The following is a 23,250-nucleotide window of genomic DNA, read 5'->3' as shown; positions in this document are numbered from 1 at the left end:
ATTATTTGTCCTCCTTTGATTGGTGTTCTTTTTCCCATTGGTCTAAGAATGCGGCATTGGTGTTTGTGTGGTCATGCAAGGCAAGTGCTGTTGGTGCTTTCCAAATCATTTTGCCTCCCATACGGCCACGGCCGAATTTTCTTTTCTTGATCCAGGCAATCGCTAGAACAATCAGCGCTCCCCAGAATGCGATTGTCAGAAGCGAACGGATTGCAAAGCCAAACCATCTATGGTGACCTCTCTCAAAGGATTGTCGGTGAGCCCCGGTTCGTTGAGCAAATTGATTCATGCCATACCCTTCATGTCCTCGGGTTACAGCCGGATGATCACCTTGTTTTAGTACATAATGGAACTTCCTCTGGAATTGACTTACCGTACCATTCATTTGCTGAGTAATGGAAGACATCCCATTTTGAAACGGTTGTTTAAACTGATGTGCCCCATAATCCCGCCCGGCAAAGCACAATGCTGCGATGACGGCTGTGACGGTGAGCATGCTTCCGAATAAGAGTAGCCATCGTTTTTTCCATTTTGATTTCATCCATCATTTCCTCCTTTGGGCTTGTCTACAATTGAAGTGTAGGAGGGTTTGGTGAAAATCAGGTGAAAGAACAAAAAAACGGTCAAGACCGTTTTTTTGTTGACCGCTATACGGTCACATCTACTTTTATGAAAAACGTCGAGACGTTTTTCACAGAAAAAAATAACGTCAAATAAAAAACGTTAGCTTGCCGGGTAACAGATACGAATTAAAAAGAAGCCGCCCCTGTTGTTTACAGCAACAAAAGGAGCGGCTTCTGTATTCTTACAAACTCATTTTCAAAATCGCTAAAACATCCTCTTTATCCAGCTTCTTGAATTGACCGATTGGGCCGTATGGCGTTGCTTTTTCTGCCATCACGGAGAGGTTTTCTTCTCCGATGTTGTAATCAGACAAAGTCGCCGGAGCACCGATGCGATCGAAGAATTCTCTTGTTTTCTCAATGCCCAGAAGAGCGATCTCATCGTCAGTTTTGCCCGCTGGATCAACGTTCCAGACACGAATCGCATATTGCTTGAAGCGATCCACATTTTCTTTGTACACGTATTTCATCCAGTTCGGGAAGATGATGCTTAATCCTCCGCCATGTGGAATGTCATAGATGGCACTTACCGCGTGTTCAATGGAATGGGACGCCCAGTCGGTGGTTACTCCCATAGGAAGCAAGCCGTTCAGCGCCATGGTGCTGCAATACATCAGGTTGGCTCTCGCATCGTAATCATTGGGATTGTTGATGGCTTTTTCAGCGTTCTCAATCACAGTGAGGAGAATGGATTCAGCCAGGCGAGATTGAAGCGGGATCTCTGTTGTATGAGTGAAATATTGTTCGAAGACATGCGACATCGTATCGCAAATTCCATAAATGGTTTGATCTTTAGGAACGGAATAGGTGTTCTCCGGATCAAGGATGGAGAAGGTCGGGAATACCGTTCCTGCCCCGTATTTTTCTTGTGTTTTCCAATTGGTGACAACACTTCCCCGGTTCATTTCAGAGCCGGTAGCAGACAAGGTAAGAATGGTTCCTAAAGGCAAGCCCTTGGCAGCAACCGCTTTACGAGAGTAGAAATCCCACACGTCTCCGTCATAGAGGGCGCCTATTGCCACTGCTTTGGCCGCGTCAATTACGCTGCCGCCTCCAACAGCCAAAATCCAATCGACCTGATTGCTTTTGCAAAGATCAATTCCTTTATTCACGGTAGAAAGGCGTGGGTTTGGTTCAACACCAGACAGCTCCAGCACCTTGCAGTTCTTTTCGTTCAGGATGGACAGAACCTTGTCGTAAAGGCCGGATCGCTTAATGCTGCCACCGCCATAAACAAGCAGGATGGTACGTCCTAATTGCTCAACCTTCTTTTCTAATTGACTAATTTGACCTTTGCCAAAGATAAGCTCTGTTGGGTTCTGAAAAACAAAATGATTCAAGGTTCATTCCCCTTTCGTGCAATTAATTTGCATGCAACTTATTTTAATTCATTCTATTATTTTTTTCTAGTGGATTTATGTATGTATGTATGTATTCGATTCCTTTTTCAGTAGAGTGTACTCACTGTCTTACTATTATACGAAAGCAGCGGAGCGAATCTTTGGATTTTTATATAATTGCAGGAAAAATGTAGAAATTGCGGGAAATGAGCGATTTGGGGGATAACAATCCCAAAAGCCAATGGTATAATAGAAGAGACGGTCGTTTTTTCACGACATTTGGCAGAAATTGCTTGATTTAGTTTTTGGGGGATGCTTTTTCTGCTATTCAAGTCTGTCCTGATAGAGAAAATAGGATGAAAACAGCTAGGCTAGGATGTGATTTTTTTGATAGAAATGTTTGACGTTTGGAAGACTTATCCGAACGGCACTAACGCGCTAAAAGGGATTAGTATCAAAATTGACAAAGGCGATTTCGTTTACGTTGTTGGTCCAAGTGGAGCAGGTAAATCCACCTTTATTAAAATGATGTATCGGGAGGAGAAACCGACCAAGGGACAGATTTTCCTCGGTGGTTTTAACATTAGCCGAATCAAGGAACGACAAATTCCGGTGGTTCGCCGCAGTATTGGTGTAGTGTTTCAAGATTTCAAATTGTTGCCGACATTGACTGTCTTTGAAAACATCGCGTTTGCCATGGAAGTGATTGAGGCACCGCAAAAGCTGATTAAATCAAGAGTAATGGATGTTCTTGGCATGGTAAAGCTGAAACATAAAGCCAAGATGCTGCCGAATGAACTGTCTGGTGGAGAACAACAACGTGTCGCTTTGGCGAGAGCGCTAGTGAACAATCCGGGCGTAATTATAGCGGATGAACCTACAGGTAACCTCGATCCTGATACTTCGTGGGAGATTATGAAGTTATTTGAAGAAATTAATCAACGCGGTACAACTATCGTAATGGCTACACATAACCGTGAAATCGTAAACAGCATGCGCAAACGAGTAATCGCCATCGAATCTGGCGAAATCGTCCGTGATCAGCAGAGAGGAGACTACGGCTATGAAGATTAGTACCTTGGGACGCCACGTGCGTGAAGGGGTGAAGAACCTCAACCGCAACGGCTGGATGACCTTTGCGTCTGTCAGCGCCGTTACCATCACTCTGTTGATTCTGGGGGCATTCCTTGTGCTTGCCTTGAATGTGAATCACATCGCTCAGAATGTTGAGAAGCAAGTGGAAATTCGGGTATTTCTGGATGTTACAGCAGATCAGCCAACAATCAATAGTGTGCAACAGAAAATCAGTCATTTGCCTCAAGTAGAGAGCGTCAAGTTTGTGTCCAAGAAAGAAGGCTTGAAGGAGCTGCGTGAACGACTCGGGGAAAAGTCGTATCTGCTTGATGGATTGGATTCAGAAAATCCGCTCCCTGACACGTTGGTCGTTAAAACCAAACAGCCGAAGGACACTTCAGTAGCGGCAAAAGCTATAAAAGGTTTTGAACATGTCACCAACGTGAACTACGGAGAAGGTACCGTAGATAAGCTGTTTGCTGCCACGGATACGATTCGTTATGTGGGTATCGTGTTTATCGTGGGCTTGGCTTTTACAGCGATGTTCTTGATTGCCAATACTATTAAGCTGACCATTGTGGCTCGTCGAAGAGAAATTGAAATTATGAAACTGGTTGGTGCAACGAACTGGTTTATCCGTTGGCCTTTCTTTGTGGAAGGACTGTTGATGGGTGTTTCTGGTGCGATAATCCCAATTATCATACTGGGCATCTGCTACTATTATTTGTTGGATGCGCTACATACCAATTTGGCTGCTTCATTGTTTGACCTGTTGCCGTTCTTCCCACTTGCCTATCAGGTAGCGGGCATCTTGCTTGCGCTGGGAGCTTTTATCGGGATTTGGGGAAGTCTGGTTTCGGTTAGACGCTTTTTACGTGTATAAAAAGCTCCAGAAGATTAACCCAGTAATTTGGGCTTTGGGAGGGGAAGTATGAACAAGAAAGTTGTATACGCACTAGTCATCACCAGTTTATTGTCCTGGGGGATTATAACGCCGTCAACTACATGGGCGAGTAAAGCCTCGGTTGAAAAGATTAACCGAGAAATCTCCCAGATAAAGGCTAAAAAGCGAGAGCAACAAAAGACGATACGAAATATTCAAGCTCAACTAAGCAATGTAAAGAAGCAACGTTCCGAGTTGGAAGACGATTTGATGAATATTGATTTGCGCCGCAATGAAACGCAAGCGAAGATAGACAAGCTAAATCAGCAGATCGACATCAAAACCAAGGAAGCACAAGAAGCACAAGTACAGTTGGATGAAGCCAAAGATCGGGTGGCCAAGCGGGATACCCTGCTGAAGACCCGCCTCAAAACCATGTATGAACGGGGATCCGTCTCTTATGTGGAAGTTCTGTTAGGTTCCTCTGATTTTGGCGATTTTCTTACCCGCCTGCAAGGACTCCAGATGATCGTTGAGCAAGATACGAAAATTCTAGAAGAGAATAAGAAAGACAAAGAGACCGTCGAACAACAGAAGAAAGCGGTCGAAGAGAGACTTGCCTCATTAGAAGGAATGTTTGCCGAGTCGGAGAATCTCAAAGCCGATTTGGATCAACAGCATCAACAAAGCGTCGCGATCAAAAAGCAGCTTCAGAATAAAGAATCGGAGCTTCAAGAAGCTGCGGAAGAGGAAGAACAGCAGCTGTTAGCGATTGCCCAACAGGAGGCGTCGAAACTCGCTGAACGCAGTCGATTGCTTTTCGCGTCCGCAGGTAGCTATAAAGGCGGCAGAATGGGAGTTCCACTTCCAGCCGGCAGCTATCGCATATCATCCGGCTTCGGGGTCCGTACCGATCCGATTACAGGTGCACAAGCTGGTCATAATGGTCTCGATATGGCTGCGCCAAAAGGGACAAGCATCTTTGCTGCCGAGAAAGGGATCGTCATTCACGCCGGATATACACGCGGGTTTGGTAATACGGTCATGATTAAGCATAGTGACTCGATTACGACTTTGTACGGACATATCCGTGAAGGCGGGATCTTTGTAAAAGTTGGACAAGAAGTGAGCCGAGGGGAAAAAATCGCCGAAGTAGGATCAACTGGACGTTCCACCGGTAATCACTTGCATTTTACCGTTTATAAGAACAATGTCGCCGTTGACCCAACCCCATATATACGATAATCTGTTCCATACAAATATTGTGGTTCCGTTTAGCATATACTAGAATTATATCTTTATAGCGGGAACACAAAGGATGGTGTGAAACTCTATGAAATGGAATGGGCGTACTGTATTTGTCCTTGTCCTCGTTAGTATGATGACAAGTAGTCTCATAACCATGGCAGCAGTCAGAACGAATGCAAGTGCATCCACTCCAGCGGGAGCGGTTGCGGCGGGTAACGGCTTCTTGTCTATGGGGCAGTCTTCTGGAGAGGTTCCCAAGGAATTCTCCAAATTATACGATGCCTATCAAATCATTCAAAAAGATTATGTGCATGATGTAAAAAGTGATCAACTGATTGAAGGGGCAATTCAAGGGATGGTTTCTTCCCTCGATGATCCTTATTCCAACTATATGGACCCCAAAGCAGCCGATGATTTCAATTCATCCCTGCAATCCTCCTTCCAGGGGATAGGAGCCGAAGTTACGCTGAAGGAAGGCCGAGTAACGGTTGTCTCTCCGATCAAAGGCTCTCCTGCTGAATTGGCCGGAATTCTGCCAAATGACAAAATCATTAGTGTAAACGGGGAGTCATTGGACGGACTTGATCTGCAAAAAGCTGTTTCCAAGATTCGTGGTCCCAAAGGCACAAAAGCTACTTTAAAAATTCAACGTGCTGGCGTTAATGAGCTGTTGACCTTCGTGGTCGTACGGGACGACATTCCGCTTGAAACCGTACACAGCGAAGTCCTTACGCGTAATGGCTTGAAAATCGGAAAAATTGAGTTGTCGCAGTTCGCGGAAGATACAGCCAAGGATTTTGGCAAGCAATTGGCGCAACTCGAACAACAAGGAATTAAAGGTTTGGTCATCGACGTCCGCGGCAACCCTGGCGGCTATCTGATGGCTGTAAAGCAAATCGGGGAGATGCTGATTCCGAATAAAGGAGTCATCGTCAAAATCGCCTATGGAGATAAGTCCAAAGAAGAAGAGGTATACAAATCCAAAATGGATAAAGCGAAGCCTTACCCGATTGCTGTCTTGATTGACGGAGGAAGTGCCAGCGCTTCCGAAATCCTGGCGGGAGCCCTGCATGAGAGCGGTGGCTATAAGCTGGTCGGAGAGAAGTCTTTTGGTAAAGGAACCGTACAGAACACAGTTGAGATGAACGACAAGAGCCAGTTGAAGCTGACCATTGCCAAATGGTTGACGCCAAAAGGCGAATGGATTCACAAAAAAGGAATCGAACCGGATGTGAAGGTTTCTCAGCCTGAATACTTCAAGGCGACTCAATTGCCGCAGGATAAGGTGCTTCAGTACGATATGACGGGCATTGATGTGAAAAATCTTCAGTTAATCTTGACAGGCATCAAGCGCTCTCCAGGCCGCACCGACGGCTATTTCGACAAGAAAACGGAAGAAGCGGTGAAACAATTCCAAACGGATAAGCATTTGCCTGTCACAGGAAAAGTGGATCAAGCGACAGCAAAAGCGCTACAAGAAGCTTTGGTGGCTGTATTTAAAGACCCGCAGAACGATTTACAGCTGCAAAAGGCAGTGGAAGTCGTGTCGGAGCAAGCTAAAGGTAAATAAACCAGTCGCAGGAAGGCAGGGAATTGCCAACTGCATGTAGAAAGTAAAAGACCATGGTATAAGAATGCCATGGTCTTTTTTATATGAAATCTGAGGTGATCAGATGGCTAGCGGTTGGGTTCTGTTGACAAGCTACCTTGACGGAATGATTCATTTGTTGGTGAATCCCTTACTATATGTGTTTGTACTGTTTATTTACCTGCATTACCGAAAACAAATGGCTGTTGAGCGGCAACTGTTTTCTGTACGGATCCAATCTCCAGTGAGACAGACAATTCGTTCAATTGGAATGGGACTTGTCGGAGGATTCGTTGTTTCTCTCTCGGCAGGCGTACTGGGGATTATGGTTCAAGAGACCGACATGTGGTTGTTATGGTTTCTTTCCATCCTGCTCGCTGTGGTTCGTTTGAGGTATCTCTGCCTGGCCTATTCGGCAGGTGTCTTGACATTACTGCATACTATTGTCTCTTTGATTCCGTTCTCTGCCGAAACTCAGGGTCTGGCGCAAGTATGGACATGGATTGCCAATGTGAAGCCAGTTCCATTGCTGGCATTGGTTGCGATTCTGCATTTGGTCGAGGGATTACTTGTTCGCTGGAATGCTGGAAGAGATGCCACTCCTCTGTTTGTAGAAGGGAAACGCGGAAGAATCATTGGGGCTTATCATTTGCAGTCCTTTTGGCTGACACCGCTATTGATTCTGGTGCCGACGCAAGCGAGTGCGGTTGTCACTGCGTCGATTTATCCCGGATGGCCGCTTTTCTCACCGGAGTATATGGGGTTAGGCTTTGGAATCTTGCTGCTTCCGGCAATTACCGGTTTCTCTGATTTGACGCAAACGATGACTCCGTTAGCGAAATCCAGACAGATCTCTGGACAATTAGTGATATATGCCCTCATTCTATTAGGGCTTTCCTACGCCTCGGTATGGGTGCCTGTTCTCTCTGTAATTACCGCATTGTTTGCCTTGATCGGACATGAAGGATTGTTTTGGCTAAGTCAAAGACGGGAACAGAATGCCGCGCCTTTCTTCATTCAGCCGCCTAAAGGCGTGAAGATTATGGCGGTCATCCCCGACACACCGGCCGAACAGATTGGACTTCTTCCCGGAGAAGTTATTGTCAAAGTGAATGGGTCAACAGTCCAGGATAAGTCACAGCTCTATCCTGCGCTCCAGTCGAATCCGGCTTTTTGCAAAATGGAAGTGCTGACCTACGACAACGAGCTGAAATTTGTGCAATGTGCCATTTATGAGGGGAACCATCATCAATTGGGGATTATCGTCGTTCCTGACAGTACGACGGACTACTTCGTGGACTTGCGTAAGATCAGCCTGCTACAGCTGGTACGAGATCGGATGGAAAAGGTTAAACTTGGAGCGTAAAAAAGCTTCGTCCCTTTTCGCTCTGTGGAAGTTCGCAAGGATGTGGGAAAGTCCGTTCAGTCAATCCGAAAGGGAGTCGCCAAACGCTGCGCGCCCCTACGGGATTGGGTGGCGACTCAACTCCCTTTCTCCTTTCTTTCACTAGGTTTCACTTCCAAGGAGACTGTGTTTCAACCACCCGATGAGAGGTGGCAAGTGGACGATGCTTTTTTCTTTAGTGGCTTACGCGAATGGAAGAGAAGTTAATTATTTTACTGATGTAAAGTAATTAACTTCTCATTACAAAAAACGGCTATGAGAAGTGTTATCTTCTCATAGCCGTTTTATATACTATCCTGCGATTTTTTTGTCTACAATAGACGTGAATAGAGGAATTTATTGTTTGACTTCAATTCCAATAATGTCCGATGGTTTCAGTTTCTTGTCGTTGTCGAGCACGAATTCAATCATGCCGTTTTTCATGTTCATGGCTTTAATAATCCCGGTCTTATCGACTTCTTGGTCTTTGCCGTCGTTTTGAACAATATCTTTATACGTCACCTGGTAGCCAATCATTTGTGCGTACTTCAGAGTATTATCCATTGATCCAGTATCCGACGCACTCAGGCCGCTGATTTGGTCAACGGTTACTTTTTTACCGTTATCCACGGTGAACTCCACTTTGCCGTCTTTTAGGCTAAAGGAGGTAATGACACCCGTGTTGCTTGTTTTCTCTGTGTACTGATCGTTGGTTGTGTTTGGATTGCCGTCCTTATCTACCAATTTCTCTTCCACATAGGTAATCGTTTTGCCAACCATTTGCGTGTATTTGAGCGTGTTGTCCAACAGGGAATCGCTTGTCATCCCTTTGGATTCAAGTCCTTTGATTTTATCGGGAGTAATAAGATCACTACCGATCGCCATCATGATTTTACCATCAACCAGCTTAACGCTGTCAATGTTACCTGTCTTTTGTTCCGTTTTCTTTTCTCCAGTAATTTCGTCCTCGGTCACTTTGTTGTATGTAGCCGATCTACCAACGAGACTTTCGTATTTCGGAAGGTTTAACATGCTGCTGTTGGACTCTTCCATTAATTTTTGCATATTGGTCAGGCGCTCAACCATAGTCATCATAGACGTATTTTGCATGAACTGTGTGTTGTCCATAGGCGACATGGGGTCCTGGTTCTTCAATTGCGCTATAAACAGTTGCATGAACGCGTTGGAATCCATTTCAGAAGAGAATTCCTTTTTATTCTTATAGCTGTATTCGCTTGGAATAAACGAAGAGTTTTGTACAGTGTCTGCCATTTGTTCCACTCCATTTCGTGGTCAATCGGGATGGTGTGTTCGTTCGTATACCTCTATAAAGATATCGGCAAAATGGAAACAAGTTATTAGACAAACAAACGTTCGATTTACTGGTAATTTATGATATACTAATGCTTAGACCGAGAAAGGAAGGATGACGACTTCATGGATCGATTCCAATTGGTTTCCGAGTTTCAGCCGTCTGGGGATCAGCCGACAGCGATAACGGAATTAGTGGATGGCGTGTTGGCTGGCAAGCGACATCAGACACTTCTGGGCGCGACAGGGACAGGAAAGACGTTTACAGCAGCGCATGTCATTGCCCAAGTCAACAAGCCGACGTTAGTGATGGCCCACAACAAAACCTTGGCGGCGCAGTTGGCTGCTGAGTTCAAAGAGTTCTTTCCCCACAATGCTGTGGAATACTTCGTTAGCTACTACGACTACTACCAGCCGGAAGCGTACATTCCTCAGTCGGATACTTTTATCGAAAAAGACGCCAGCGTCAATGATGAAATAGATAAATTGCGCCACTCCGCAACCAGTGCGATTCTGGAACGTAAAGATGTCATTATTGTGGCATCTGTTTCTTGCATTTACGGTTTGGGTTCGCCAGAAGAATATAAGGAACTACTGTTGTCACTTCGGGTCGGCATGGAGAAGAGCAGGCAAGAAATTCTCCATCGACTGGTGGATATTCAATACAATCGTAACGATATTAATTTTACGCGTGGCACGTTCAGGGTTCGCGGTGATGTTGTGGAGATTTTTCCGGCTTCGCGAAGCGAGCAGGCGATTCGTGTAGAGTTTTTTGGCGATGAGATTGAGCGCATTACAGAAATAGACGTGCTGACAGGTGAAATTATCGGAACTCGTGAGCACATCGCAATTTTTCCGGCGTCTCACTATGTGACTCGCGCTGAGAAAATGAAAATCGCCATTGAGAGCATTCAAGCTGAATTGGAAGTGAGATTGGCTGAATTACGTGAAGCAGGCAAACTGCTGGAAGCGCAGCGATTGGAGCAGAGAACGCGCTATGACATCGAGATGATGATGGAGATGGGGTTTTGTTCGGGGATTGAGAACTACTCCCGCCATCTGACAGGCTTGCCACCGGGGCATCCGCCGTACACTTTGATTGACTTCTTCCCGGATGATTTCCTTTTGATCATGGATGAGTCGCATATGAGCTTGCCGCAGGTTCGGGGAATGTACAATGGGGATCGCGCGCGTAAAGATGTATTGGTGGAGCATGGCTTCCGTCTACCGTCAGCCAAAGATAACCGACCGCTCCAATTTAGTGAATTCGAGAAGAAAATTCCGCAGGCGATCTACGTTTCAGCCACACCGGGGCCATATGAGATGGAACATTGCCCTGAACTGGTTCAACAAGTGATTCGTCCGACAGGTTTGGTTGACCCGACGATCTCCGTCCGACCGATTAAAGGACAGATTGACGATTTGATCGGTGAGATTCAAGAGACGATTGCCAAGAACGAACGTGTGCTGGTTACTACCCTGACGAAAAAAATGTCAGAGGATTTAACCGATTATCTAAAAGAAATCGGGATCAAGGTTCGCTACCTGCACTCTGATATCAAAACCATTGAGCGTATGCAGATTTTGCGTTCGTTGCGCTTGGGCGAGTTCGACGTGCTGGTAGGGATCAACCTGTTGAGGGAAGGATTGGATTTGCCCGAAGTCTCTTTGGTTACCATTTTGGATGCGGATAAGGAAGGCTTCCTTCGCAACGAGCGTTCATTGATTCAGACTATTGGCCGCGCGGCGCGTAACGCGGAAGGTCGCGTCATTATGTACGCGGATAAAATGACGGATTCCATGAATGCGGCGATCCGCGAAACCGAGCGTCGTCGTTCCATTCAGATGGCCTACAATGAACAGCACGGAATAACACCGCAAACCATCAAGAAAGCCGTCCGAGATGTGATCGAAGCGACAAGGGTGGCAGAGGAGAAAGCGGAGTATCTCCCACATGCCGAGTACAAGAAATTGCCCAAAAAAGATCGCTTAGTCGTTATTCAGCGGATGGAAGAAGAGATGAAAGAAGCAGCGCGCAACCTGTTATTCGAACGTGCGGCAGAACTGCGAGATTTAATTCTGGAGCTTAAAGCTGATCTGTAAGGAGAGAAAGATGAATGCCATTAGATAAAATCGTGGTAAAAGGCGCCCGCGCTCATAATCTCAAGAACGTGGACGTCGTAATCCCACGCGATAAATTTGTTGTGTTGACTGGTCTTTCGGGCTCAGGGAAGTCTTCGCTTGCTTTTGATACCATCTATGCAGAGGGACAGAGACGCTATGTGGAGTCCCTCTCCGCGTACGCGAGACAGTTTTTGGGCCAGATGGATAAGCCGGATGTGGATTCGATCGAAGGATTATCGCCTGCAATCTCCATTGACCAGAAGACAACCAGCCGCAACCCGCGTTCGACGGTGGGCACAGTGACAGAGATTTATGATTATCTGCGACTAATGTACGCCCGGATCGGGAAGCCGATTTGTCCGGAGCATGGGATCGAGATTGCTTCTCAGACCATTGAGCAAATGGTAGACCGTGTGATGGAGTATCCAGAGAAGACTCGTCTGCAAATTCTCGCTCCACTTGTTCAAGGACGCAAGGGTGAGCATGTGAAGCTGTTGGATGACATCCGCAAGCAAGGCTATGTTCGCGTACGAGTGAACGGCGAGGTTCGAGACTTGTCGGAAGAGATCAAGCTAGAGAAAAACAAGAAGCATTCCATCGAGGTCGTCATTGACCGGATCGTCGTGAAGCCAGACGTCGCACCACGTCTTGCGGACTCGTTAGAAACGGCGCTTCGTCTGGCAGACGGCAAGGTCATTGTCGATATCATTGATCAAGAGGAGCTGTTGTTCAGCGAGAAGCACGCGTGTCCGATCTGTGGATTCTCTATTGGAGAGTTGGAGCCGAGGATCTTCTCCTTCAACAGTCCATATGGTGCTTGCTCGGAGTGTGACGGTCTTGGTGTGAAGCTGGAGGTAGACCCTGATTTAGTCATTCCGGACATGACCAAAACACTGGCTGATGGAGCGATTGAAGCGTGGGAGCCGAAATCTTCCACTTATTATCAACAGCTGCTTGAATCGGCTTGCCGACACTTTGGCATCAAAATGGATATTCCTATCGAGGAAATTCCGGCTGAACAGTTGCAGGTTATCCTTTACGGCAGTCAGGAAGAAAAAATCCACTTCCGCTATGAAAACGAGTTTGGGCAAGTAAGGGAAGCGGTCGTGCCATTTGAAGGGGTTATTTCCAATTTGCAACGGCGCCATCTGGAGACAAGCTCAGATTACATCCGCGAGATGATTGAAGGATTTATGGGTCAGAAAGCTTGTCCTGTTTGTAAAGGCCAGAGGCTTCGTCAAGAGAGCTTGGCCGTATTAGTGGGCGGCCGCAACGTATCCCAATTGACGGACTTGTCCATTGTCGATGCCTATGAATTCGTAAAAGGTCTTGAATTAAGCGAAAAGGACCTGAAAATTGCCAACCTGATCTTAAAAGAAATCACGTCACGCCTTAACTTCTTGATTGATGTCGGTCTTGATTATTTGACGCTTAGTCGTGCAGCCGGAACATTATCTGGCGGTGAAGCACAGCGGATTCGGCTCGCTACGCAGATTGGCTCTAGTTTGATGGGCGTATTGTACATTTTGGATGAGCCGAGTATTGGATTGCATCAGCGGGATAATGCCCGGTTGATCAAGACTCTTGAGCATATGACCAGCTTGGGGAATACGCTGATCGTTGTCGAGCATGATGAGGATACGATGATGGCTTGCGATTATATTATCGATATAGGCCCGGGAGCGGGGATTCACGGTGGTCAAGTTGTATCAGCGGGTACTGTTCAGGAAGTCATGAATGACTCTAATTCGCTGACAGGAGCGTATCTGAGCGGTCGTAAATTCATCCCTGTTCCGTTGGAGCGCCGCAAGCCGAACGACAAATGGATCGAAGTGGAAGGCGCGAAGGAAAACAATTTGAAGAACGTCAATGCTTCTATTCCGCTTGGGCTTTTTGTTGCGGTTACTGGCGTATCTGGTTCCGGTAAAAGTACCTTGGTCAATGAAATCCTGCACAAGGCGCTTGCTCGTGAATTGAATCGCGCTAAGGCGAAGCCAGGGGAACATCGACGGATCAAGGGCTTGGAGAATCTGGACAAAGTCATCGACATCGACCAATCTCCTATCGGACGCACGCCTCGTTCCAATCCAGCCACGTATACGGGTGTGTTTGATGATATTCGCGATTTGTTTGCTCAAACCACCGAAGCCAAGGTTCGCGGTTATAAGAAAGGCCGCTTTAGCTTTAACGTAAAAGGCGGACGATGTGAAGCGTGCAGCGGGGACGGTATTATCAAAATTGAAATGCACTTCTTGCCAGACGTCTATGTTCCTTGCGAGGTGTGTCATGGAAAACGGTACAATCGTGAGACGCTGGATGTGAAGTACAAGGGCAAGAGCATTGCAGATGTGCTTGAGATGACCATTGAGGACTCAGTTGAGTATTTCCGTAATATTCCACGAATCGAACGCAAACTGCAAACTTTGGTTGATGTAGGCTTAGGGTATATGAAGCTTGGACAACCTGCTACGACGCTTTCGGGTGGTGAGGCACAGCGCGTCAAGCTCGCTTCCGAGCTGTACCGTCGCAGCAATGGACGTACCTTGTACATTCTGGATGAGCCGACGACTGGACTTCATACCGATGATATCAAGCGATTGTTGGTGGTTTTGCAACGTCTGGTGGAGAATGGCGACACGGTGCTCGTGATTGAACACAACCTTGACGTGATCAAGACGGCGGACTATTTAATCGACTTGGGGCCAGAAGGTGGTACACGTGGAGGCAAAATCGTAGCCAAAGGTACTCCGGAAGAGGTTATTAAGGTAAAAGAATCCTATACCGGACAGTTCTTGTCTCCAATTTTAGAGCGTGACCGCAAACGTACGGAAGAGCGGATGGAGGAATTGGTTACGAGCAGCAAAGAAGCCTAATATGGGTGACCCCTTGCCCATCGGTTCCGTTCGAACAATCATCCTGTCAAAGAACATCATCGCTTATTGGGGAATTTCTTTGTACAATGGAAGAAAAAGAAACATGTGGAGGGGAAACGGATGATTCGTTGGATTATCCGCGTGTTGCTTAATGCGGGGGCACTTTTACTGATCAGCCATATGTTTACCAGTATCTATATTGACAACTTTGGTACTGCTGTATGGGCAGCCATTATTTTGGGACTGGTGAATACACTGATACGTCCGGTACTTGTGACGCTTACACTTCCATTGACTTTCCTGACGTTGGGGATTTTTTGGTTTTTCGTGAATGCTCTTACGTTTGCATTGACCGCTTATTTAATTGATGGATTCGAGCTTGGACCATGGCCGCAGTCTTTCATTACCACTATGGTTGCCGCAGCCTTTATGAGTTTTTTTGGATCGATTATCCACTGGTTGACGAAGAAAGTAGATTAACGTTAAAAAGCCGATCCTGCGAGGGATTCGGCTTTTTTGGTTTTAGGTCTTCACCATCGCTTAGAGGAAAGCCTTTCATTTACACCTGATAACAATCCGAGTAAGACCTTGTTCAGAAGTGACTTGAAGCTTTCCTTTGTGCCGATTCACGAACTTGTTTAGCAGAGTGAGATCAAGTCCGATTTGCTTGGAAGGCCTGGCTGGGTCGGTTAGCTGAGCTGTTTCCTCCATTGTCGAAGGAAGTATGAGTTGCCCAGAATGTTCAATTAGCAAGCTCGTGATGGTTCCCTCGTCTTGCCAAATCATTCGAATAAAACGTTCTTCTTCTGCTTCATCCAGTGCCGCTCGAATTGAATGGTCCAACAGGTTACTCATCACAGCCACCAGCTCGTTGGATTTAACGAAACGGAATTGAGGGCTGGACGTGACAGAAACGCTTAACGAAATGCGATTGGCGATACATATGGCCATTTTGGAATGGAGCAGGGCAGAAACCATGGGGTTTTTTACGCCTTCGACAACCGTAATAATGCTGCTTGCCTCTTTGATCAGCTGTTTCACGTAATCGGTTGCCAATCCATTGCTTCCCAACTTCACTAGTCCGTTAATTGCGGTGTAATGATTGACAGCGTCATGTTTGATGGAGCGAATCGCTGTAAACAAGTCATTCAGATTCTGTATGTAAGGGGTTGGCGTCTCGTGTTCCACTTGATGAATGGTTAAATTTAGATAAATACGGAGCAAAATAATAATCAGCACAAAGAGAACCAAAACCACCACATGAAAAAAAGGCAACTGATAGGTAATCCCTGTAGAATTATCAGGCTGAGCCAGGTTCACTAAATAGTTGATGTTCAGCGTCAAAATAGAGAGAAGCTCAATACTTCCGAACAGGATGATGATGGCCAAATAACGATTCTGTACGCTTTGGGGCAACCAATTTCGTATGTTGAAAGAATTCCTCATCAGGACAATGCCGATCCCCACCAGAAGGATTAAAATAAGCCAGGTAAAACAGATTTGTGTCCAAGAATGTTGAGTGAGCATGGATGGCTGTCCGATGATAAACGAAATCGCCGAGACAAGCAGAAACTGCATGCCATGTAATAAGATAAACGCGCTGGCTGTAATGCCGACACTAAGAGCAAGGCTTTCTCGAAGATAGTACCGGATCATGAGGATCATCAATACGAACAAAACCAATATTTTAAAGGGAAAGCTTATATCGTAAACGGATAAAAACAAAGTGAAAAGCGCATAGATCAGGCCGAAAACGTATGCTTTATAACCATAGGCTTGGATCGGGATCCCGTATAAGGACAATCCAACAAAAAGTAAGACAAGAGCTTCTGGTATATGAACCAGGAAAAAATCCAGCGTGAACGGCAATTTGTACGGTTCCCCCTTTCCATAATGGTTGAACAGGAGATTGTTGGTGCTCATATAAGATTCATCTTTATCTTAAGAAAAAAGTCGAATATTGTAAATGTAAGCACTTCCAGTTTGTAATAGAATCGTTGGCGTATCGATGATTAGTTCGTTACAATAGTATACATACTAGATTTGACTTCGACTGCGAAGGAGATATTCATGAGAAAAACAAGAGTAAGTAATATAGTGGAACATTTTCAAATGAAAATCATAAGTGGTGAAGAAGGACTGGGGCGAGAGGTTGCTGTAACCGACTTGAGCCGCCCTGGATTACAATTGGCGGGATATTACTCACACTATCCTAGTGACCGCATTCAATTGTTCGGTTTGACGGAGATTACTTTCTTTCAGACGTTAAATCGTGAGGAGAAGCTTGAGAGACTCCACTTCTTGATGGACGATGAGACTCCTTGTTTTGTTGTGACCCGCAATCAGGAAGTTCCTCCAGAGGTGATTGAAGTATCCAACCAACGCAAAGTTCCGGTTATTCTCTCACCACTTTCAACAACCAGTCTGGTAGGCAAACTGACAAACTTTTTAGAAAACCGATTAGCGCCAACTGCCACCATGCACGGAGTATTAACCGATATTTACGGGGTAGGTGTCCTGATCCTTGGTTCTAGCGGAATTGGAAAAAGTGAGACCGCGTTGGAACTTGTCAAACGCGGACACAGACTAGTAGCCGACGATGCGGTCGAAATCCGACAAACACAAGAGGGGCAATTGATTGGATCTGCTCCCGATCTCATCCAACACCTGTTGGAAATTCGAGGCGTCGGCATCATTAACGTCATGACAATGTTTGGAGCAGGGGCGGTCCGTAACGTGAAAAATATCGCCTTGGTCGTACAGCTGGAGCTATGGGAGCAGCATAAGAACTATGAACGATTGGGATTGGATGAAGAGAAGATGAAGATCATGGATACGGAGATGCCTGTCATCACGGTACCAGTTCGTCCAGGCCGCAACTTGGCGGTCATCATTGAAGTGGCCGCGATGAATTTCCGTTTGAAACGAATGGGGTACAACGCCGCCGTGCACTTCTCCAAGCGCCTAACCGAAACTATTGAAGATCCCGAACCAGATATTTGATAGCAAAAGGAGTCCGCAACCATGCGACAAACAAAACGATATGAGGTTCATGGAGCGAACCCGTTGTGGCAGCTTTATCGGACAGTAAGTTTCTTCAAGGTTATGAAGAATTTTATCGTCATTCAGATCGCTCGATACACGCCCTTTCCTTCTTGGAAAAACTGGCTGTATCGCAACTTGCTCGGAATGGAAGTCGGTGAACAGACCGCTGTAGCCCTTATGGTCATGATGGACATCATGTTTCCAGAGCTGATTAAGATCGGAAAAAACTCCGTGATCGGATACAATACCACGATCCTCGCCCATGAGTATTTGGTCAATGAATACCGGCTGGGTGAGGTTAAGATCGGCAACGGCGTGTTGATTGGCGCCAATAGTACGATCCTGCCAGGAGTTGTCATTGAGGATGGGGCCGTGATCGCCGCGGGAACGGTTGTCCATAAGAACGTCCCAGCCGGAGCGTTTGTAGGAGGCAATCCTATGCAATTGATCCGAGAGTCGATACGAGAAGAAATCGAAGTCTGATGCTTTTTTTAAGCGTCAGGCTTTTTTCATAATATCGGAATGTTAATTGCTTTACATAGGTAAAGTAACTAAACATTCCTTTCATTCGCGTAAGCCCGCTCAAGAAAAGACTTCGTCCGCTCGCCCCCTCTCATCGGGGGGGGGGCGAAACACCGCTCATTTTAAGTGAAAGCAAGCGGATTGAACGCAGGAAGGAAAAGAGTCGGCATTCTTTACATCAGACTGATAAACTAAGTGATTTTCTTGTCGACTCCCTTCCGGAGTGAACGGAGCGGACAGCTGATGCTACACGCGAGCTTAAACAGAGCATAGAGGGACGAAGTTTTTTCTATTTTGAGAGATTTGTAACATTTTGTAGACAGGGGTGTTGCTCTGGAATAATCTGCCTTATAATAGGGTATAAACTGTTTTTTACAATTAATATTAAAAATCCCAAGATTGACGAACTTGTGTTGAGTCATCAGAGGGAAGGGAGAGAGGATATTTTGTTTAAAAAGGCAGCCAAGAGCATAATGGCGTTGCTTCTGCTGGTCACGGCAGCTTGTCCAACTTTAGTGGGGGCTGAAGAACAAGGATTGCCGCAACAGTCGCAAACGGTACAGGTGCAAGCGGAGCAAACTCCACAGGGACAAGCTCCTGCGGCACAAGAACAGTTGATCACCAAACCAACCATCCAAGTGGCTGCGGTTGATCGAATTTCGAAGAAATACCGCAACGGAGCAACCGCTCTTAAAAGCGTGGAAGTAACCATACAACATGAAGGAGCGTTCACCTATTCAATCGACTGGGTTCAAGACACCCCTTACGGCGAACCTTCTCATCTGGAGGAAAAAATCGAATCGCAAACTTCCCAAAAGCCTGTAACGGTTACGCTGGAAGGGAATGAGACAGGTACTCCAGTGAAATATCACATCACGGCGACACCTGAGGGAAAAGATGAATCCTATCAGGCTAGTTTTGATATTGTGGTGGATTTGCCTGATAAGGGTGTGGAGAAGAAGCAGGCTTTGGCTGTGGTGGCCGAGGAGGATATGGTAAATATAAGTACCCCGGCGAAGGATACTACAGATGTTGATTTGAATACCAATGTGGTATTGACGATACCTAATACGGCTAAGCTTGCAAGTAGCGATCCAATTACACCTGGAAGCTTAAGCTTATTAGAAATGAAAATTACGAGAGATCCAGATAGTCAACAAAAAGTAGACACACCATTTCAAGCAACATTAAGTAGTGACGGCAGTAAAATTACTCTTACACCGACGGTTCCGCTAGCCGGTTCAACTACTTACCAAGTAGATTTTCCAGAAGCGAAATTACTCAATCCAGCTACGAAAAATTTGAACAAAGCATTTTCTTCAAGATTTACTACTAAATCAGATGTAGTTCCACCTGATGTAACCTTTACTCCAGCGAATATGAAGACTGGAGTTGATCGAACAAGCAAACTTTTCGTTAGTTTTAGTGAACCTATTTATTGTGTAAAAGAACCGAATCCTCTGACACCAGTATCTTCTAATAATATTAATAGCTTGGGGTTAGTTCAATTACTAGATAGTAGCGGTTCGCAAGTTCAAGTATCGTTAGACTATGATTCTAACAAAAATACGATAAGCATTACCCCAAAAAATGAGCTTTTCCCAGGTCAGAACTACAAAATATCGGTTGTGGGTGACTTAGTACAAGACTTTAATGGAAATAAGGTTGCTGCGGCAATAGCCACGTTCCAAACGGCAGAAGACAAAACAGCTCCCTTAGGAAAGCTTACGAACACCATACCAGTCGACCTAACCAGTAACCTGACCATTGCCTTTGAGGAGTTAATGTATCAAGCAGGTGAAGGGGCAAACGTTCCGACGCCAACTTCTTTAGCGTCGACCTATAAGCTTACCTATGGAAGCAATCAGACTGTAACCAGTACAGCAAGCTATGATGCAGCAACACGAACCATCACGATTGATCCAACACAGGATTTGGCACCAAATACAACCTACACCCTAACGTTATTACCCAATCAGTTGAAGGATATTGGTGGGAATGTGATTGGAGGTCAAGGCCAAACCTTCACATTTACAACCAAAGCAGACACAGTACCACCAACGACAACCATTAGCCTAACTTCGTCTACCCAGTCACCCAACGTGGCATTGGACACGAACATCGACATTGATTTTAACAAGAATGTCACCCAGCAGAGCAACGTTGTAGTCACGGTGAAGAACAACGCCACCAATGCCAATATCACGTATACAACGACTTGGCCTACTGCTAATCGAAAGATGCGACTAGATCCAACGGTTGATTTGGACCCGAACACCAGCTATACAGTAACTGTTCCAGCAGGATTGGTAAAAGACGCAAGCGGCAATCCAAATGGACAGACTACTTTATCTTTTACAACAACAGCAACAGACTCTCGTGCCATTACACAAACCTTCTATCCAGCGAACAACGCAACAAATGTTTCACCGGATGCCGTGTTGAGTATTACGTTCAACAAGTCCATCACTGCAACAACCGGAACGGTTATGCAAGGAGCCAACCCGAATACCAAATTTATTCTGCGACGTTCCGTGGATAAAGTTGCAGTGCCGACTACGCTTTCTTATGACGCGGTCCAACGCAAAATGTCCATCACTCCAACCGTCGACTTGCTCAGCAACTTCAAATATGAATTGGTGCTTCAACCTTCTGCTGTTCAAGATAGCTTGAACAATGTGAATGGAGCCGATGCTGTTACGTTCACTACGGCAATGGATATTGGCAACCCAACTGCTAGCTATTATCCATACAATGCTCAAAATAACTTCCCGATAGACGCCAACTTGAGAATCACCTTCAACAAAAACGTCTACTACAGCGGAAGTGCCATCACATCTGTCAATGCGCCAAACACATTTACATTGCGAGACAACAGTACAGGAACAATTGTCAGTTTACTCACAGCAACCTATTATTCAACAACCAGAGAATTGACGATTCATCCGACGCAGAATTTGAAAGGCAACACATCCTATACCCTCTCAATCAATTCGCTGGTACAGGATTCAGCCGGTCGAAGTGTAACTCCAGCTGCCGTAACCTTTACGACAGCAGCAGATACCAATCAGCCGACGGTCTTTGTCAATCCGAGCAACAATAGTTCTGGGGTTCTGTTGAATTCCAATATTACGATTACTTTTTCCAAGCCGGTTACCTTGCTGACAAGCAGCTACCCGAGCTATATCTCCATCCGTGACAACGTTCAGAATACGAACGTGGCATTCACAGCTACATGGGTGCCAGGAACACAATCAATCGTAGTTGACCCGATTTCCGATCTATTACCGAACCGACTCTATACGGTTACGGTACTTCCGGGATTGGTCAAAGATAACTCGAACCTGCTGAATGCGACTGGATATTCTTACTTCTACACGCAAGCGGATTCCCTACCACCTTCTTTTACATCGATTCCGTCTGCAGGAGCAAGAAATGTCTCGCTTACCGATAATTTGAGTGTCACAGTTAGTGAACCGTTCACCCTGTACAATGGAGCAGAAGTGACATCGCAAAATGTAGGAACGTTTGTTTCTCTCGTAGATAGTCGCGGAAAAGTTGTTCCTACAACGGCTACCTATAATGCGAGCACTCGTACCATTACGATTGATCCTACCCCGATTCTTCGTTCCAACGAAGACTACCGGATTGTGATTGACGCGTACAAGATTAAGGATATGGCTGGCAACGGCAATTACAGCTATAGTGCTAGCTTCCATACCGTTTATTACGGGACGCTTTATGTGAGTGCTGATGTTACTAATGGTCAAACGAATGTGTCCACTAACCGTTCATTCCTGATCTCGTTTAGTGACTACGTATATTTGGCGAATGGAACACCTCTCACTAATTCTAACGTGGGGAGATTGGTGAAGTTTACGGACGACCGCGGTAAGAACGTGCCATTTACAGCCGCATGGGATGACGACAATCTAGCCATTACCATATCACCAAAGGTCAAATTGGATTCGGCTACCCGTTACGATCTCAAAATGGATGCTGGACTCGTTCAAAACGGAGGAGGGGCCAAAAACCCGGCGCTTTCCGTCTCCTTTACAACAACGCTGAAGGAGGGAGATTTACCAACTGTAGATTCTTCACCCGAGAATGGCGAAGAGGATGTGCCGCTGGATACCGACATTTACCTGCAGTTTAGCGAACCCATTCTGTTGGCGAATGGAAGCAAATTGACCAATAGTAATGCTAGTTCGCTGGTACAGTTGAAGGAGAGCGGCGGAGACGCGGTTTCTTATCAGGCAGAATGGGATGAAGGGAATGCCATCCTGACGTTAAAACCTACTTATGCTTTGAAAAAGAATGAATCGTATACGATTTATCTGCCAGCTGGTTTGGTTCGCGACTTGTCAAACAACCCGGTTCCAGCCTATACATCGAATTTTTACACCAGCAGAGACCGGAATTTGGTAAAGGTTACAACAACACCAGCCAATGGCGAGAAAAATGTCCCGTTGGATAAGACTTTGAAGGTTACTTTTGGAGATTCTGTCACGTTGAAGAATAAAGACAAGATCACAAACTATAATCTTGGAACGATTATTGGTTTGTATGACGAAGATCGGAAGCCAGTGAATGTAACTTTCACATGGAGTGACAAAGACAGAACCGCACAAATCAAACCAGCGGCTCCATTAAAAAGAGGAGCCACCTACACGCTGGTTGTTCAAGGAAACTCTGTCTTTACAAGCTCGAAGAAAACGAATGCGGGGACAAACGTTACGTTTACGACGAGCCAGAAAACAACGCCACCAACGATCAAGAGTAATCCAAAAGATGGTGACAAGAACGTCAATATTCGCCAAAATATCGAGATTACGTTTGGTGAAAAGGTTACCCTAACGGACGGAACGGATATAACCAATGACAACGTAGCCTCACTGGTAAAATTGGTGGACGAGGATAACAAAACCGTAGCAAGCAAGGTTACCTGGAATGCCTCCACTCGCAAAATTACACTGGATCCGAAGCTCAATTTGAAGAAAAATAAGAGCTATTACATTTACTTACCAGCAGGAGTGGTAAGCGGTGTATCCGGTAATCTGAATGAGAATTATGCGGCAAAATTCAAGACTGCAAATAAATAGCGAAACGCTTAACAGACGTCGGGTCGATAGAACCGACGTCTGTTTTTTTAGAAGAGACCCGTTGACCTTGCACTTATTTAGTGTTACATTCTTACTAATCAAACGCTTTAGTTTATTAGCAGAGTAAAGCGCA

Annotated in this window: 15 protein-coding genes; 11 read left to right on the top strand and 4 right to left on the bottom strand. The window is 45.7% G+C overall.

The features are described from left to right. Window position 1: 1 nt before the first annotated feature. Both ACQCN2_RS09650 and ACQCN2_RS09645 read right to left on the bottom strand, forming a co-directional pair. Window positions 2-541 (bottom strand): hypothetical protein, encoded by a 540-nt coding sequence (locus tag ACQCN2_RS09650; protein WP_426928698.1) that lies wholly within the window; start codon window positions 539-541, stop codon window positions 2-4. 264 nt (window positions 542-805) lie between these two features. Then, window positions 806-1,963 carry an iron-containing alcohol dehydrogenase gene (locus tag ACQCN2_RS09645; RefSeq protein ID WP_426928697.1) on the bottom strand — a complete coding sequence of 386 codons (1,158 nt, stop codon included), beginning with the start codon at window positions 1,961-1,963 and terminating at the stop codon, window positions 806-808. A 387-nt stretch (window positions 1,964-2,350) separates the two neighbouring features. Between ACQCN2_RS09645 and ftsE the strand changes: the two genes are divergently transcribed. From ftsE to ACQCN2_RS09620, 5 genes are all read left to right on the top strand, one after another. Further along, entirely contained in the window at window positions 2,351-3,037 is a 687-nt protein-coding gene (gene ftsE, locus ACQCN2_RS09640) for a cell division ATP-binding protein FtsE (RefSeq protein WP_426928696.1), read from the top strand. After that, window positions 3,027-3,920 (top strand): permease-like cell division protein FtsX, encoded by an 894-nt coding sequence (ftsX, locus tag ACQCN2_RS09635; RefSeq protein ID WP_426928695.1) that lies wholly within the window; start codon window positions 3,027-3,029, stop codon window positions 3,918-3,920. Before ftsE ends, ftsX begins: the two co-directional genes overlap by 11 nt. Before the next feature lie 48 nt (window positions 3,921-3,968). After that, window positions 3,969-5,165 carry a murein hydrolase activator EnvC family protein gene (locus tag ACQCN2_RS09630; RefSeq protein WP_426928694.1) on the top strand — a complete coding sequence of 399 codons (1,197 nt, stop codon included), beginning with the start codon at window positions 3,969-3,971 and terminating at the stop codon, window positions 5,163-5,165. Between the two features lie 88 nt (window positions 5,166-5,253). Continuing rightward, on the top strand, window positions 5,254-6,738 hold the full coding sequence (locus ACQCN2_RS09625) for a S41 family peptidase (RefSeq protein ID WP_426928693.1): 1,485 nt from the start codon (window positions 5,254-5,256) through the stop codon (window positions 6,736-6,738). A 103-nt stretch (window positions 6,739-6,841) separates the two neighbouring features. After that, window positions 6,842-8,122 (top strand): PDZ domain-containing protein, encoded by a 1,281-nt coding sequence (locus ACQCN2_RS09620; protein WP_426928692.1) that lies wholly within the window; start codon window positions 6,842-6,844, stop codon window positions 8,120-8,122. Window positions 8,123-8,497: 375 nt separating this feature from the next. Here ACQCN2_RS09620 and ACQCN2_RS09615 read toward each other — a convergent pair whose 3' ends face one another. Continuing rightward, entirely contained in the window at window positions 8,498-9,412 is a 915-nt protein-coding gene (locus tag ACQCN2_RS09615) for a flagellar hook assembly protein FlgD (protein WP_426928691.1), read from the bottom strand. Between the two features lie 165 nt (window positions 9,413-9,577). Here ACQCN2_RS09615 and uvrB point away from each other — a divergent pair, with 165 nt between their 5' ends. The 3 genes from uvrB to ACQCN2_RS09600 all read left to right on the top strand — a co-directional run bounded on the left by uvrB (window position 9,578) and on the right by ACQCN2_RS09600 (window position 14,928). Further along, window positions 9,578-11,554, top strand: a complete 1,977-nt coding sequence (gene uvrB, locus ACQCN2_RS09610) for an excinuclease ABC subunit UvrB (RefSeq protein ID WP_426928690.1) — start codon at window positions 9,578-9,580, stop codon at window positions 11,552-11,554. Window positions 11,555-11,568: 14 nt separating this feature from the next. Beyond that, window positions 11,569-14,448: an excinuclease ABC subunit UvrA gene (gene uvrA, locus ACQCN2_RS09605; RefSeq protein ID WP_426928689.1), complete on the top strand. Its 2,880-nt coding sequence runs from the start codon at window positions 11,569-11,571 to the stop codon at window positions 14,446-14,448. Between the two features lie 120 nt (window positions 14,449-14,568). After that, window positions 14,569-14,928, top strand: coding sequence for a phage holin family protein (locus ACQCN2_RS09600; protein WP_426928688.1), 360 nt, complete (start codon window positions 14,569-14,571; stop codon window positions 14,926-14,928). 75 nt (window positions 14,929-15,003) lie between these two features. Here the strand turns inward: ACQCN2_RS09600 and ACQCN2_RS09595 are convergent, their stop codons facing one another. Continuing rightward, entirely contained in the window at window positions 15,004-16,371 is a 1,368-nt protein-coding gene (locus ACQCN2_RS09595; RefSeq protein WP_426928687.1) for a sensor histidine kinase, read from the bottom strand. Between the two features lie 147 nt (window positions 16,372-16,518). Between ACQCN2_RS09595 and hprK the strand changes: the two genes are divergently transcribed. The 3 genes from hprK (at window position 16,519) to ACQCN2_RS09580 (ending at window position 23,117) form a co-directional block, all read left to right on the top strand. Continuing rightward, a complete protein-coding gene (hprK, locus tag ACQCN2_RS09590; RefSeq protein WP_426928686.1) occupies window positions 16,519-17,451 on the top strand; it encodes an HPr(Ser) kinase/phosphatase in 933 nt (310 codons plus the stop codon). Between the two features lie 21 nt (window positions 17,452-17,472). Then, window positions 17,473-17,976, top strand: coding sequence for an acyltransferase (locus tag ACQCN2_RS09585; RefSeq protein WP_426928685.1), 504 nt, complete (start codon window positions 17,473-17,475; stop codon window positions 17,974-17,976). Between the two features lie 485 nt (window positions 17,977-18,461). Continuing rightward, complete coding sequence (locus tag ACQCN2_RS09580; RefSeq protein WP_426928684.1) at window positions 18,462-23,117, top strand: Ig-like domain-containing domain; 4,656 nt, start codon at window positions 18,462-18,464, stop codon at window positions 23,115-23,117. Window positions 23,118-23,250: the final 133 nt, after the last annotated feature.

It is taken from the genome of Brevibacillus ginsengisoli, from assembly GCF_050113715.1.
Taxonomy (GTDB): Bacteria; Bacillota; Bacilli; order Brevibacillales; family Brevibacillaceae; genus Brevibacillus_H; species Brevibacillus_H ginsengisoli.
The sequence above is the reverse complement of the archived record's forward strand: the minus strand, read 5'-3'. Positions and strand labels throughout refer to the sequence as shown.

Coding starts and splice junctions, on each gene's coding strand:
- ACQCN2_RS09650 (WP_426928698.1), bottom strand. CDS start 541: ATGAAATCAAAATGGAAAAAACGATGGCTACTCTTATTCGGAAGCATG.
- ftsX (WP_426928695.1), top strand. CDS start 3,027: ATGAAGATTAGTACCTTGGGACGCCACGTGCGTGAAGGGGTGAAGAAC.
- ACQCN2_RS09630 (WP_426928694.1), top strand. CDS start 3,969: ATGAACAAGAAAGTTGTATACGCACTAGTCATCACCAGTTTATTGTCC.
- ACQCN2_RS09625 (WP_426928693.1), top strand. CDS start 5,254: ATGAAATGGAATGGGCGTACTGTATTTGTCCTTGTCCTCGTTAGTATG.
- ACQCN2_RS09620 (WP_426928692.1), top strand. CDS start 6,842: ATGGCTAGCGGTTGGGTTCTGTTGACAAGCTACCTTGACGGAATGATT.
- ACQCN2_RS09615 (WP_426928691.1), bottom strand. CDS start 9,412: ATGGCAGACACTGTACAAAACTCTTCGTTTATTCCAAGCGAATACAGC.
- uvrB (WP_426928690.1), top strand. CDS start 9,578: ATGGATCGATTCCAATTGGTTTCCGAGTTTCAGCCGTCTGGGGATCAG.
- uvrA (WP_426928689.1), top strand. CDS start 11,569: ATGCCATTAGATAAAATCGTGGTAAAAGGCGCCCGCGCTCATAATCTC.
- ACQCN2_RS09600 (WP_426928688.1), top strand. CDS start 14,569: ATGATTCGTTGGATTATCCGCGTGTTGCTTAATGCGGGGGCACTTTTA.
- ACQCN2_RS09595 (WP_426928687.1), bottom strand. CDS start 16,371: ATGAGCACCAACAATCTCCTGTTCAACCATTATGGAAAGGGGGAACCG.
- hprK (WP_426928686.1), top strand. CDS start 16,519: ATGAGAAAAACAAGAGTAAGTAATATAGTGGAACATTTTCAAATGAAA.
- ACQCN2_RS09585 (WP_426928685.1), top strand. CDS start 17,473: ATGCGACAAACAAAACGATATGAGGTTCATGGAGCGAACCCGTTGTGG.